We start from the raw sequence: 12544 nt of genomic DNA, 5'->3' as shown, positions 1-12544 counted from the left end.
TAGATTCTACTATAATAGATAGAGAGGATAGCGTGAATACCCTGTTTTGTTGTTTAGAGCGATTTGATGTGAAGAATTTGTGAACAATGAGCAAATAGGAGCTCTTTTTAATATATCGCAAAGAAAACTCCTACTCGCTACATAAAAATTCGTAGCTTATCTTTATGCAATTGTTCACCACCCTGATAATGATACTGCTTGATAGTATGCAACGCTTCAATATGTTGCTTTGTAATTTGCTCACCAACAAGAAGAATAGGAATCCCCGGCGGATACGGGATAACCATTTCTGCTGCTATTTTACCAATCAAGTTTTCAAAAGTTTCAAAGTAGCTTTGGCTAGTTGCACCATTGGCTGAGAGTCGCGTTATTGAAGGAATTTCTATTTGAATTGATTTAGGCATCCCACCGAATAGAGCGGTATCCCACTTTATTAATTTCCTAGGAGTAGAGAACTCCATACCATTTTTGATTAGTGGCAAAGTCAATAGCACTTGTTTGGCATCCGCCAGCTCTGCAAAATATCCTTCGTTTTCTAATACTTCTTGTAGCGCGAAGCCTGATATGCGATTTTTTTGAACAATGAGTTTAAGTGGATCATCCGGTGTAATAACAGTCAGTCCGCTACGCTCTAGCCATTCTTGCCAACTTGTGCGTATTTTTAGAAACGCTTTGGTATCTTGTTCTCCATAATTTGCCACGTAATGACGGGCATAATCGAGCGATGCCATTATTAAATAGGATGGGCTACTGGACTGTAGCATTTGCAAATAGCGCGGAATTTCTGCTAGCTCCTCTCGCCATTTTGGTATATGTAAATAAGATCCCATCGTTAGTGCAGGAAGTGTTTTATGCGCTGAATGGACGACAACATCAGCGCCGAGTTCAATTGCAGAAGTTGGAAAAAGAAGCGAATCCGTTTGAAAATGGGCGCCGTGTGCTTCGTCAACCAGTACTAGTGCGCCAAATTCTCGACATATCTGGATGCATTCTGCCAAGTCAAAACCGAAACCATAATAACTAGGATACGTAAAAACGACTGCGCGAACCTTCTCTATTTGTAATGCTTCACGTAATAATGAAACTTCAATTCCACTCGCAGTTCCCGTCTGTTCTTCTTTTCGTGTTGCTAAATAAATCGCGTTGACTCCTGCTAAATCCAGCGCATGCATCACCGACTTATGACAATCCCGTGATACAATCACCGTATCTCCCCGTTTACAAGTTCCCAAAATCATCGCCAAGTTCCCAACTGTTGAACCATTCACCAACATGTAACTACGCTCAGTGTTGTAGCATTCTGCAAGTAATTGTTGCGCCTCCAATATAGCGCCTTCTGGGTGATGCAGATCATCCAATCCTGAAATTTCAGTAAGATCATGTTGCAAAACTTCACGGTATTTCCCGGGAAATAATAACCCATTTTTATGTCCTGGTACGTGTAAAGAAGTGTTCCCTATATGCTGCTTCAACGCATCCACTATCGGCATCTTATTTTGCATCTAAATCCCTCCAACCTTATCCTATCCATTGTATCACAAACGTTTAATCTCCCACCATCAGGGAAATTTAAATATATAGTAACTAAAAGCAAGGAGGAGACAGCAAAAATGAAAAAGATTCTAAATGAAGTGGACCAAGCCGTGGAGCAAATGGTAGAGGGCTTCGTCAAAGCGCATAGTGATCTTGTTTATCGTGTTAAAGGAACGCGTGTCATTGCTCGTCATGACAAACGCCTCGGAAAAGTTGGACTTATAAGCGGTGGTGGCTCTGGACACGAACCTGCACATGCTGGCTATGTTGGCAAAGGAATGCTTAGCGCAGCAGTTTGTGGTGACGTTTTTACATCGCCAACTCCTGATCAAATTTTAGAAGGAATTAAAGCTGCGGATCAAGGAAAAGGCGTGCTTCTTATTGTAAAAAATTATACGGGTGATGTGATGAATTTCGAAATGGCGGCAGAGCTTGCGGAGGCAGAAAACATTAGTGTTGCATCTGTGCTCGTCAATGATGATATCGCGGTGGAAGATAGTTCATTTACAGTTGGGCGGCGCGGCGTGGCAGGAACCATCTTTGTTCACAAAATCGTTGGCGCAGCTGCAGAAGCCGGTGCGTCACTGTCCGAACTCCAAGCTCTCGGTGAAAAAGTCGTAGCTTCTGTCAAATCGATTGGTGCTGCCTTATCCGCTGGGACGGTTCCCGAAGTTGGGCATCGCGGCTTTGAATTACCAGATAATGAGATTGAAGTCGGTGTTGGTATTCATGGTGGGCCAGGTTCTAGTCGAGAACAAGTGATGACCTCTCATGAACTCGCGAATTTACTTTTTGCTCGCATTAACGCAGAACTCATTCTTGGATCAGATGACAAAATCGCCGTTCTTATAAATGGTATGGGCGCAACACCACTTATGGAACAGTATATTTTTGCTAACGACGTGCATAAAATCATTGTGGCACACGGGATTCCTATTGTAAAAACGTTTGTTGGTGACTTTATGACATCGCTTGATATGAACGGTCTATCCTTGACAATTTTGAAATTAAGCGACGAAAAATGGCTTGATATGTTGAACTATCCAGTTGTTACTAGTTCGTGGAAATAGGAGGGGTTTCGATGACTTATGATACAAAATGGGCGATTCGGTGGCTGGCAGATTTCAGTGATCGTGTCATCAAAAATAAGCAACTGCTCAGCGATTTGGATCAAGCGATTGGTGATGGGGATCATGGTATCAACATGGCTCGTGGCCTCACCGAACTGCAAAAAGTGCTAACTGAAAAAGAGCCAACCAGCGTAAAAGAAACGTTCAAAACGGCTGGTATGACAATACTTAGCAAAGTTGGTGGAGCGTCGGGACCACTTTATGGCAGTGCTTTTCTTGCTATTAGCAAAGCAACCGATACAGAAACACTAAGCGAAACCGAACTGATTGAAGCACTCGAAGCTGGACTTGCTGGGATTGAACATCGCGGCAAGTCTCATGCTGGTGAAAAAACGATGATTGATGTTTGGGAACCGGTTATCCATGCATTGCGCCAAGACGAATTAACTGGTGATGTCATCGAAGCCGCTCTCCAAAAAACGAAAGACTTAAAAGCAACAAAAGGCCGTGCTGCATATCTTGGTGAGCGCTCAATTGGCCATCTCGATCCAGGCGCATACTCATCCGCACTACTTTTCCAAGCTCTACTTGCTCAGGAGGGAATCAGCTAATGGTGAAGAAGTATGGTATTGTAATCATTTCGCATTCCGCAGATCTCGCGTACAGCGTTCACCAAATTATTCAGGAAGTCGCACGTGACGTTGCAATCACGCATGCTGGCGGAACTGATGATGGCAAAATTGGCACAAGTTTTGAGAAAGTGAGCACTGCTTTTGAAACTAATGAGGCTGATCACATTTACGCTTTCTATGATCTCGGTAGCGCCAAAATGAACATCGAGACAATCATGGAAATATCCGATAAAGAAATCCTCTTGTTTGACGTTCCCATCCTGGAGGGCGCCTATGCTACCGCTGCACAACTTCAAATGGATGAAAGTATCGCTGTCATTAATAAGAATTTGGAGACAATTATTGTGAAATAAGAAATGCCTCGCGTGACTATTACGCGGGGCATTTCTTATTTCACCAACTTGCTTTCTTCACGCCAGGAATTTGTCCTTTATGTGCTAATTCACGAAATGTAATTCGCGACATCGCAAACTTACGCATATAAGCACGTGGTCTGCCATCTGTTAAATCACGATTTTTATAACGAATCGGATTTGAATCTTTTGGTAGTTTATTCAACGCTTCCATGTCGCCATTTGCCTTTAGTTCTCGCCTTATATCAGCATATTGAGCAATTAGTTGACGCTGTTTTGTTGCTTTTGCTATTTTAGATTTTTTAGCCATCTTCTTCCCTCCTCCTCATAAATAGTAATCATTACGATTTAACAAGTATACTCCTACTAATCGGATAAAGCAAGAAAAACTGAGCTTGACGAAATTACTCAGCTTTTAACTTTTCCAAAAACTTAGTCGCCGCAATGGACATTGGATGATTCTTTTTCCAAATCATACTTAATGATGCCTCTAGTTTCGGTTTTAGAGGGACAAATATCAAATCTGTGCCCACCGTATTAATTATTCCATCGATACAGAAAGCCACTCCAACTCCTTGTTCTACCATCAATGACGCATTGTATAGCAGGTTATAGCTACCTACAATATGAAGTTCTTCCAAACTCTTTCCAAACCATTCAGAAATTTGCTGGCTTACAAGGCTTTGTTGAGAAATTAATAGCGGGATATCTATTAAATCCGCTGGCAAAACAACTTTCTTATGCGCTAAAAAATGATCACGCCTCACTAGCAATCCCCAAACATCAATTTGTGGCAGAGCAATATGATCATATTTTTGCTTATTCGCTGGATTCACAATTACACCAAAATCTAGCAATCCATTATCTAGTTTAGCCATAACATCATCTGCATTTCCGCTAAACAGACGAATTTTTATATTAGGATACTGCTCCACCATACGCTTTGCTATTTTAGCTATTAATGACATTGCTCTTGTTTCGCCACCACCGATATAGACTTCCCCAGCAACTATTTCCTCTTTCTGTAAATTCAGTGTCGTCTTCTCCACTAAACTCAGTATCTCGCTAGCTTTACTTAATAAAAAAACACCTTCTTCTGTCAAACTAATTTCTCTGTTTCCTCGCTCAAAAAGCATAACGCCAAGTTCTTCTTCTAACTCTTTTAACTGCTTTGATAATGTTGGTTGAGAAAGATGTAGGCTTTTCGCGGCTTTGCTAATGTTTTTTTCTCTTGCTACTGCTAAAAAATACTTCAACACTCGAAATTCCATAGGACCTCCTATAACTATTTATTATGGATAGCTATATTTTATACGTATTAGACATAGATAGTATACTGCCATACAATAATATTAACAAGTACTTAGGAGGGATTACATTGAATAATGCACTCAAGGCCAGATTAAATAATCGCGAAATAAGCATATCAGACCCGATTTTTGAGGAGATTAATCGTATTCAAACGGCGAATGAGGAGAGGCTCGTACATTTAAATACTGAGTTCCACTCTAAACAAGAGCGCAATCAGATACTATCTACTATCATTGACGCAAAAGTTGACGAAACAGTTACAATCTTGCCACCATTTCACACTGATTTTGGTAAACACATCACTCTTGGAAAACATATTTTTATCAATAGGAACGCCATGTTTGTTGATTTAGGTGGGATTACATTGGATGATCATGTTCTGATTGGGCCGCGAGTAAATCTCATTACCGTGAACCATTTGATTGAACCTGAAAAACGCCGGGACTTGAAAATCAAGCCGATTCACATTAAAAGAAATGCGTGGGTCGGTGCAGCAGCAACTATATTACCCGGTGTGACAATTGGTGAAAATTCGATTATTGCAGCAGGTGCTGTCGTAACAAAAGATGTGCCAGACAATGTGATTGTAGTCGGTTCCCCAGCAAAAATAACGAAAGAATTAAGTTTTTAAGCATGAAAAATAGGCATGTTTGTAACTAGCACTTACAAACACGCCTATTTGGGATGAGACTCTATAAATAAGCTGCACACATAAAAAGACTTATTTATAAAGTCAACTCTATTCTACCTTATTTTTTAGCTATAGTCAAAGATTTATCAGAAAATACTTTTTTATTCAATTTAACTATTATTATAGTCTGAACAGCTTTTTTAGTTATTTGCTTCGAGGAATTGTTTGATTTTACGATCCACACCAATATTCGCATGAAGCCAACTGTGCTGCGCGAAACGACCTGTAAACAATGCTTCTTGATACGCATTATTGCTGAAAATAAAAGCCGCACTTTTCGCACTATCAACTGCAACTGGACCATCACTACGACTACCGTCATCCAGATCTCCAACGATATTTAAAACCTGCAAATTGGATGGAATTTTATCTTTTCGCTCCATCATTTCTTTAAAATAGGCTGACTCTTTTTTTGGCCCAGTGGGAGACAAATCATATGGCGTTTTCCCATCACTAGATACCGCTGAACCGTTGAATGGTGTACCAATAGCCGTAAATTTATCCACTTTCGGATAATTGTCTGCCTGATAATTGTATTTTTGTAGGAAATTAACGAACGTCAAACCACCGTAGGAATGCGCAACAATGTCCACTTTTTCAATGCCATAATCTGTTTTTAGCATATCCATTGCCTTGGAAAACCAAGTGGCGTTATTCGGTATAATCGAGCGCGGATTCTCAAAATTAACGCGAATCATCGGTCGTTTCATCCCTTTATCATAAACGCCAGACACTTCAATATCACCATTTTCACGAACAAGTAAAGTCAAAGAACGCGTTGCAAAATTAGTCGCACTATAGCGAATCGTCGTCGTAAAAAAAGTCCAATTCGAGCCGTCAAAGCCATGAATAAATACAATCGGTTCGTCATCAGCACTCGCTGAACTGGAAATATTCAATATCTGCTTAACGCGAAAACCTAGCGGATCAAACATTGTAGTTCGAAACGATACAAACAAGAGCAACCCAATGAGCACGATTGCAATAATCATTATCTTTCGTTTTCTCTTCATATTCCCCCCATTAATCACAAAACTAGAGACCGTAAACAAGATCTCTAGTCCTTTTTTATTTTGGTGAGTTTCTCAAGTTGCGATGCTTAGCTTCACGAAAAAGGTAAAAATACTTAGCTTCTGCTTTTTTTAATTCATATTCCGTTTCTGGGTTATAACCGAAACTTTTACGTGCAATGTCTCGTTGCTGATTCCATTTTTCTTGGGCAACTTCCATTAGTTCAACCAAATAAGCGTCATATGATTTATGCATTTTTCCAATCTTTTGCTTCTTTTTACTAGGAGATTTCGCATTTTTGTCGCTTCTTGTTTCCATTTTCGCTCACCTCATTTTTAAATTTCGCGTCGACCTTCCAAAGCTTTGGATAGCGTTACTTCATCTGCATATTCCAAATCGCCACCAACTGGCAGCCCATGAGCAATTCGGGTCACTTTAATGCCTGATGGTTTTAGCAGCCTTGAAATATACATCGCGGTCGCTTCACCTTCCACATTCGGATTCGTCGCCAAAACTACTTCTTGAATTGTATCATCTTGTAAGCGTTTCAGCAGATCAGGGATGTTAATGTCTTCTGGACCAATCCCATCCATCGGCGAAATTGTACCGTGAAGTACGTGATACAAACCACGGAAATCACGCATCTTTTCCATCGCAATCACGTCTTTTGCCTCTTGCACAACACAAATGATACTGCGATCACGCGACATATCCGCACAAATATAACACGGATCTTTATCTGTAATATGACCACAGACAGAGCAAAAACTCAAATTACGTTTCGCATCCACAAGTGCCTTCGCAAAATCAAGCACATCTTCTTCTTTCATATCCAACGTAAAAAAAGCCAGCCGCGCCGCTGTTTTCGGTCCAATCCCTGGCAATTTCATAAAGCTGTCCATCAGCTTCGTTATCGGCTCTGGATAATGCATTGTCTCCTCCCTACCTTTCTTTAAATTTATTGGGTAGGCGTCTAAATTCTGCTACCAACAAATCGAGCGAAAGCGCTTGTATTCAGCAGATTCGGTGGAAGCCGGAAGCGGAGCGTACTTGTGTACGTGATGACTGAACGCAGGGAGGGAGTCGTATCCCCGACCATGCGAGAAGTTAGGCGAAACTGCTCTTGTGTAGCAGAACCGCACAGATGTACCACTTACGTATTCTAAATCTCCTGAAAGAACGCCTATTCACTACGCTCACAGGCATATTGGAGCTGTAACTCATTACATATCGAACAGCTCCAACAATGCGAGCGCTTGTCGCCGATTTACATTGTGTAGGGACTATTCAAATTACATCCCTGGTAGGTTCATGCCTTGCGTGAATTTGCCCATTGTGGATGCTGTTGTATCTTCTACTTGTTTCAGCGCATCGTTTGTTGCAGCTAGAATTAAGTCTTGTAGCATTTCGATGTCTTCTGGGTCTACTACTTCTTCTTTTACTACTACATCTGTTACGATGCGTTTCCCTGTCATTTCAACGGTTACCATGCCACCGCCTGCTGTTCCTGTGAAGCTTCTTTCTTCTAGTTCTGCTTGTGCTTTGGCCATTTCCTTTTGCATCTTTTGCATTTGTTTCATCATACCTTGCATATTTCCCATTCCACGCATTGTTAAATCTCCTCTTTCTTATCTTATTTTTTATTCTTTAATTTCAAGTAAACCTTCTCCAACTAGTTTCACAGCTTCACTGATAATCGAATCCTCAGCGGGTTCTGATGGCTTTTCATCGCCTTCTTCTGTTTCCGTGTTGTCCGCATTTTTCAGGAAGTTCTCGCGGACTTCGCCCCACTGATCTTCTGGGATACCGATAAAGGAATAATTATTCTTCGTCAGACGCGAAATGCCGTTCGTTACTGTGTCAACAAAATTGGGATTATCCATCGCCATTTGACAATGAATCTCGTGCTTAAATTTTAACACAAAAGTGTCGCTAGAGGCAGCTACAGGCTCTGCTTCATTTAAAAGTGCCGCTTGCGAGGCCATCAACATCGAAATTAGGTCACTCCAACAGCTACGAATGAGTTGTAAATCTTGTTTTTTGGCAGCGCTTAGCACGGTGTTAATTCGTCCTACAGGAGCCTTAAATTGTTTGTTTCCTGAGATGGCTTGTTTCTTTCGCGGTGCTGCAGGTTTGGCATTCGCCCCATTTCCTGCTGTTGCGCCATTCGCGATTTGACGTTTTAGGTCGTTTAATTCTTGCTCTAAACGGTCGACTTTGTTCACGAGTTCGGCAACATCTTGACTTGGCGCGACCGCTGTATTCGGTGTAGCAACAGCAACTGGAGCTACTCCGCCAACTTGTATCAACTGCACGAGCGCGACTTCGATATAAATTCCCGGATGATTGGAAAATCGCATTTGTTGGCCAGAATCATTTAAAATCGTCACGTATTGGTAGATTTTATTCGCATCGGCAGACGTCGCAAGCGTTTGGAAAGCTTCATCGATGACAGCACGCTCCATGGCATCCGTTAAATCTGGCGCCTTTTGGAACAGCAATACATCGCGGAAAAAGACAAGCAAATCTTCTACTAGGCGAACTGGGTCTTTTCCTTCTGCTAGTAGTCCTGATAGTTTCTCCAATGCCATTTTTGCGTCTGAGTTAATAACTGCTTGCACGAGTTCTGTGAGCATGCCTTGTGCTACGGAACCAGTGATTTCGAGTGCATCTGCAACGGTGACTTCTTGCGTTCCGTACGAAATAACTTGATCTAACAAACTTAGCGCATCACGCATCCCACCTTCTGCTGCGCGGGCCACGATGTCGAGCGCCTTTTCATCATACACAATTTTTTCTTCATCCAAAATAAAAGCCAAACGCCCAATAATATCTTGCGTCGTAATTCGTTTGAAGTCGAAGCGCTGCACCCGCGAAATAATAGTCAATGGTAGTTTATGAGGTTCCGTTGTCGCCAAAATAAAGATAACATGCTTCGGCGGCTCCTCAAGCGTTTTTAGAAGTGCGTTGAAGGCTCCCGTTGAAAGCATGTGCACCTCATCGATAATGTAGACTTTGTATTTCGCAATGGTCGGTGCGTATTTCACTTTTTCACGAATATCACGAATTTCCTCGACACCATTGTTAGATGCGGCATCAATCTCCAAAACATCAGGAATTGAGCCATCCGTCGTGCCTGTGCAAATCTCACAATCATTACAAGGCTCACCGTCCACGCTATTCGGACAGTTTATCGCTTTCGCAAAAATTTTCGCCGCACTTGTTTTACCAGTCCCGCGAGGTCCAGAAAACAAGTACGCGTGAGAAGTCTTATTTTGAACGATAGCATTTTTGAGCGTTCGCGTTACATGTTCTTGCCCAACGACATCTTGAAAACTTTGTGGTCGGAAAACTCGATATAGTGCCTGATATGCCATTTTTACTCCTTTCAGCGAAGCGACAAGCACTCATCTTCGTCGTTAAAGCCTCCGTTCCGATGCTCTTCTACGCTGTACTTCGCATAACTTCTCACATGGTCGGGGAAGAAACTCCCTCCCTGTTTTCAGTTGATGTACAGTCGTACATTCCGCTCCGGTACTCACGTTTGCAAAGACTAACTTAAACAATGAGAACTTTGTCTGCTATCTGCGTATTCTGTATTTCCATTATAGCTTATAAAGGCGGATTTGATAAGTTCAATTTAGCGTTCAATTTTCGAGACTAAATCTTTGTGTTGCTGGATTACCAACGCTTCAATACCAGCTAGCATACGCGTGATTCGTTTCTTGCGAGTAAATCCTAGTAATCCGCCAACAAGGATGTTATTCCAACGCGCCATCGCTGTTTTCGCTTCTACTGTTTCGTTGTACACTACTTCGCACGTATGCTCTGTGACAGCCTCCACCGTGTAACTCGTCGTATGCGTATTCACATGCGTTTTCGTCTGGAATTCATAGACAGCAGGCGGTGTGCATTTTGTAATAATCATGATTGCTTCTGAGCCATTCGCCATTTTGCGCTTAAATTTTAGGCCTTCTAATTTCTGCACGAGCGGTTTCTTCCCAGTTGCCACTTTCACATCATGGACAACCGAATTCATAATCGTATCAAAACACTCTTTTTGCGAGATTGCGAGTTTTTTCGTAATTTTCACTGGTTTAACGCTCCTTCTTCACTTTAATTCCATGGCAACTTCTCCTCTAAAATTATCCCATTTACGCGCACCTTTTACAAGCATATAAGGAAAGAAAATGAGATTTGTAGTATAATGGGAGAGAAATGGAGGTCATAGCATGGCACAAAAAGCAGATTTCCCAGACTTCGACAATGGTAAACTGGTGAAGAAGAATGACTATACCATCGTGCTCCCAGGTGATAAAGAAATTATTTTGCCGACGAATAAGAAGCCTGACGATGAAAAAAACGATTTGAAAAAGCAAGACTAAAATCCAATTGCGCATCAAAAAAGCACTTTCCAGCTTAAATTCAAGCGGGATAGTGCTTTTTGCAGCTTATTCTTCTATATTCTCGATATCTTTTGCACGGAACATTTGATTGTACCGTTCTTCATCCTCCTGATTATCGCGCACAACTTTCGCTACTGTAAACGCAGATGAAATCAAACCGATGGAACCCATGAGATAATACCCTTTTACCATTAGTGGCTCTTTTAACGTTGCTAGGCCAATGATTGTAAGCGCTAGAAATGCTAAGAATGAACCCCAAGCTAACATAACAAATGCTGGTGAATTACGATATGCTTTTCTTTTCACATTATCACTCCCTTTCCACAAGTATACCAATTTCACAGTAGGAATGATAGGAGAATTTTACAAGGCTTACTTTTTGGTCGGGTAAGAAAGTAACGAACTGAATTCCTTCATTTCGCTGCCGGTGGGATCAATCCAGTTTCCGAAAACACTGGCGTTCACCGTTACCTCACCACGATCGTAGTGGAAAATATAATACCAATCCGTACTTTGTGGGTCGTTCGTATTTTTCTTTTCGCGGACTTGTTTGTTGTTTTTGTCATAGGTAATGTAGTAATTATCTTTCTCGTGCTTCGGATTCTCCAAATATGCTTTCCACTTCGCCATATCCTTTTTTGTCGTGATTATTCGGCCATAGCCACCACTTTTGAAGTCATAGCCAAGTTTACTTATATCAATAATATCATCTGCCGGAATGCCATACGCTGCGATTTGTTTGTCGATTGCAGTACTTGCCTTCGCTTTGCTTGTAGTGAAAATGATTGCTGGTATGGCAATGATGCAAACAATTGTCAGCGCTAGTATTCCCCATGATTTTTTTGTAAATTTCATTGCTTCGACTCCTCGTGTGGTAGTTGATTAAAGCTATTATAACATAATTTTAGTAGCAAAAAAGGCCTGGATTAAGAGGCTTTCAATATAAGTATGTCGAATTTTTGTCTCCATTGTCTCAGTATAAGGTTGTCCTATCATTCAAACGCCTCCAACAAAAAAATCCCCTTCCAATTAAGAAAGGAGACTCGTATCATTTAAAATTATAATGCCATGCACCTTATTCCGGCGATGTATCCATCTGCGTTACCTTTGCAGTTAGCTCAGCCCAGGCGACCTCACGGCACATGGAAAGCACTGATTAATGCTGCTTCCTTCCGGACCTGACATGGTTCACAGGTTCCCATTGCGCAAGACCCAAACGTCAACACCACTTACAAAGGGCTGACCAAACAGGTACAAAGCCTCGATAAGGAATTCAACCCCACTAGAGCGGATTGTGGGTTACAGGGCTCCGCTACGTCCCCATCTAGCATGACAAATTAGCTGCCATTTTGAAAAACGGCTCACTTATAAATATACCTTTATTCTTTGGAAAAGGCAAGCGAGAATATGATTTTCAAACGGAATTTATAACACTTTTAGAATGCAACTCGTAATGTAATCGCGTCATAAGCTGAAATTGTAAAATCTTGACCACTAATTGCTTATTCGAAGGTATTTATCAGTTTTAGACTTACCT

The 12544-nt window shown here is 41.4% G+C and carries 16 protein-coding genes and 1 other RNA gene; 5 read left to right on the top strand and 12 right to left on the bottom strand.

From position 1 onward, the window contains the following. Positions 1-137 precede the first annotated feature (137 nt). The gene (locus R8925_RS02705; protein ID WP_430534388.1) at positions 138-1502 is read right to left on the bottom strand and encodes an aminotransferase class I/II-fold pyridoxal phosphate-dependent enzyme; all 1365 of its coding nucleotides are present in this window, start codon (positions 1500-1502) and stop codon (positions 138-140) included. 108 nt (positions 1503-1610) lie between these two features. Between R8925_RS02705 and dhaK the strand changes: the two genes are divergently transcribed. The 3 genes from dhaK to dhaM are packed head-to-tail and all read left to right on the top strand — an operon-like array spanning position 1611 to position 3588. Further along, positions 1611-2603, top strand: a complete 993-nt coding sequence (gene dhaK / locus R8925_RS02700) for a dihydroxyacetone kinase subunit DhaK (protein ID WP_430534387.1) — start codon at positions 1611-1613, stop codon at positions 2601-2603. A gap of 11 nt (positions 2604-2614) precedes the next feature. Beyond that, positions 2615-3214 carry a dihydroxyacetone kinase subunit DhaL gene (gene dhaL / locus R8925_RS02695; protein ID WP_430534386.1) on the top strand — a complete coding sequence of 200 codons (600 nt, stop codon included), beginning with the start codon at positions 2615-2617 and terminating at the stop codon, positions 3212-3214. Beyond that, a complete protein-coding gene (dhaM, locus tag R8925_RS02690; protein WP_430534385.1) occupies positions 3214-3588 on the top strand; it encodes a dihydroxyacetone kinase phosphoryl donor subunit DhaM in 375 nt (124 codons plus the stop codon). The genes dhaL and dhaM overlap by 1 nt, the downstream gene beginning before the upstream one ends. Positions 3589-3628: 40 nt before the next feature. Here the strand turns inward: dhaM and rpsN are convergent, their stop codons facing one another. After that, on the bottom strand, positions 3629-3898 hold the full coding sequence (gene rpsN / locus R8925_RS02685; protein WP_430534384.1) for a 30S ribosomal protein S14: 270 nt from the start codon (positions 3896-3898) through the stop codon (positions 3629-3631). A gap of 94 nt (positions 3899-3992) precedes the next feature. Then, a complete protein-coding gene (locus R8925_RS02680) occupies positions 3993-4859 on the bottom strand; it encodes a LysR family transcriptional regulator (RefSeq protein ID WP_430534383.1) in 867 nt (288 codons plus the stop codon). Between the two features lie 107 nt (positions 4860-4966). Between R8925_RS02680 and R8925_RS02675 the strand changes: the two genes are divergently transcribed. Continuing rightward, positions 4967-5530 carry a sugar O-acetyltransferase gene (locus R8925_RS02675; RefSeq protein WP_430534382.1) on the top strand — a complete coding sequence of 188 codons (564 nt, stop codon included), beginning with the start codon at positions 4967-4969 and terminating at the stop codon, positions 5528-5530. 200 nt (positions 5531-5730) lie between these two features. Here the strand turns inward: R8925_RS02675 and R8925_RS02670 are convergent, their stop codons facing one another. From R8925_RS02670 to R8925_RS02645, 6 genes are all read right to left on the bottom strand, one after another. After that, positions 5731-6603: an alpha/beta hydrolase gene (locus R8925_RS02670; RefSeq protein ID WP_430534381.1), complete on the bottom strand. Its 873-nt coding sequence runs from the start codon at positions 6601-6603 to the stop codon at positions 5731-5733. Positions 6604-6658: 55 nt separating this feature from the next. Continuing rightward, complete coding sequence (locus R8925_RS02665; RefSeq protein WP_430534380.1) at positions 6659-6919, bottom strand: YaaL family protein; 261 nt, start codon at positions 6917-6919, stop codon at positions 6659-6661. Positions 6920-6936: 17 nt separating this feature from the next. Beyond that, a complete protein-coding gene (gene recR, locus R8925_RS02660) occupies positions 6937-7533 on the bottom strand; it encodes a recombination mediator RecR (RefSeq protein WP_036067663.1) in 597 nt (198 codons plus the stop codon). A 360-nt stretch (positions 7534-7893) separates the two neighbouring features. Continuing rightward, positions 7894-8211: a YbaB/EbfC family nucleoid-associated protein gene (locus R8925_RS02655; RefSeq protein ID WP_185342981.1), complete on the bottom strand. Its 318-nt coding sequence runs from the start codon at positions 8209-8211 to the stop codon at positions 7894-7896. Between the two features lie 30 nt (positions 8212-8241). Next, positions 8242-9978: a DNA polymerase III subunit gamma/tau gene (gene dnaX, locus R8925_RS02650; protein ID WP_430534379.1), complete on the bottom strand. Its 1737-nt coding sequence runs from the start codon at positions 9976-9978 to the stop codon at positions 8242-8244. A gap of 263 nt (positions 9979-10241) precedes the next feature. Beyond that, complete coding sequence (locus tag R8925_RS02645; protein ID WP_430534378.1) at positions 10242-10694, bottom strand: DUF3284 domain-containing protein; 453 nt, start codon at positions 10692-10694, stop codon at positions 10242-10244. Between the two features lie 139 nt (positions 10695-10833). Between R8925_RS02645 and R8925_RS02640 the strand changes: the two genes are divergently transcribed. After that, positions 10834-10986, top strand: a complete 153-nt coding sequence (locus R8925_RS02640; protein WP_430534377.1) for a hypothetical protein — start codon at positions 10834-10836, stop codon at positions 10984-10986. Positions 10987-11052: 66 nt separating this feature from the next. Here R8925_RS02640 and R8925_RS02635 read toward each other — a convergent pair whose 3' ends face one another. From R8925_RS02635 to ffs, 3 genes are all read right to left on the bottom strand, one after another. Then, positions 11053-11313 (bottom strand): YiaA/YiaB family inner membrane protein, encoded by a 261-nt coding sequence (locus R8925_RS02635; RefSeq protein WP_430539397.1) that lies wholly within the window; start codon positions 11311-11313, stop codon positions 11053-11055. A 66-nt stretch (positions 11314-11379) separates the two neighbouring features. After that, complete coding sequence (locus R8925_RS02630) at positions 11380-11862, bottom strand: hypothetical protein (protein ID WP_430534376.1); 483 nt, start codon at positions 11860-11862, stop codon at positions 11380-11382. A 211-nt stretch (positions 11863-12073) separates the two neighbouring features. Then, positions 12074-12340, bottom strand: an RNA gene (gene ffs / locus R8925_RS02625) — signal recognition particle sRNA large type. Positions 12341-12544: the final 204 nt, after the last annotated feature.

Origin of the sequence: Listeria rocourtiae subsp. hofi, from assembly GCF_963575615.1 — a bacterium.
Classification (GTDB): Bacteria; Bacillota; Bacilli; order Lactobacillales; family Listeriaceae; genus Listeria_A; species Listeria_A hofi.
The sequence above is the reverse complement of the archived record's forward strand: the minus strand, read 5'-3'. Positions and strand labels throughout refer to the sequence as shown.

Bases quoted from the DNA above. Each gene is read 5' to 3' on its own strand.
- dhaL (WP_430534386.1), top strand. From the start codon at position 2,615: ATGACTTATGATACAAAATGGGCGATTCGGTGGCTGGCAGATTTCAGT.
- dhaM (WP_430534385.1), top strand. From the start codon at position 3,214: ATGGTGAAGAAGTATGGTATTGTAATCATTTCGCATTCCGCAGATCTC.
- rpsN (WP_430534384.1), bottom strand. From the start codon at position 3,898: ATGGCTAAAAAATCTAAAATAGCAAAAGCAACAAAACAGCGTCAACTA.
- R8925_RS02630 (WP_430534376.1), bottom strand. From the start codon at position 11,862: ATGAAATTTACAAAAAAATCATGGGGAATACTAGCGCTGACAATTGTT.
- dnaX (WP_430534379.1), bottom strand. From the start codon at position 9,978: ATGGCATATCAGGCACTATATCGAGTTTTCCGACCACAAAGTTTTCAA.
- recR (WP_036067663.1), bottom strand. From the start codon at position 7,533: ATGCATTATCCAGAGCCGATAACGAAGCTGATGGACAGCTTTATGAAA.
- dhaK (WP_430534387.1), top strand. From the start codon at position 1,611: ATGAAAAAGATTCTAAATGAAGTGGACCAAGCCGTGGAGCAAATGGTA.
- R8925_RS02655 (WP_185342981.1), bottom strand. From the start codon at position 8,211: ATGCGTGGAATGGGAAATATGCAAGGTATGATGAAACAAATGCAAAAG.
- R8925_RS02670 (WP_430534381.1), bottom strand. From the start codon at position 6,603: ATGAAGAGAAAACGAAAGATAATGATTATTGCAATCGTGCTCATTGGG.
- R8925_RS02680 (WP_430534383.1), bottom strand. From the start codon at position 4,859: ATGGAATTTCGAGTGTTGAAGTATTTTTTAGCAGTAGCAAGAGAAAAA.
- R8925_RS02665 (WP_430534380.1), bottom strand. From the start codon at position 6,919: ATGGAAACAAGAAGCGACAAAAATGCGAAATCTCCTAGTAAAAAGAAG.
- R8925_RS02640 (WP_430534377.1), top strand. From the start codon at position 10,834: ATGGCACAAAAAGCAGATTTCCCAGACTTCGACAATGGTAAACTGGTG.
- R8925_RS02705 (WP_430534388.1), bottom strand. From the start codon at position 1,502: ATGCAAAATAAGATGCCGATAGTGGATGCGTTGAAGCAGCATATAGGG.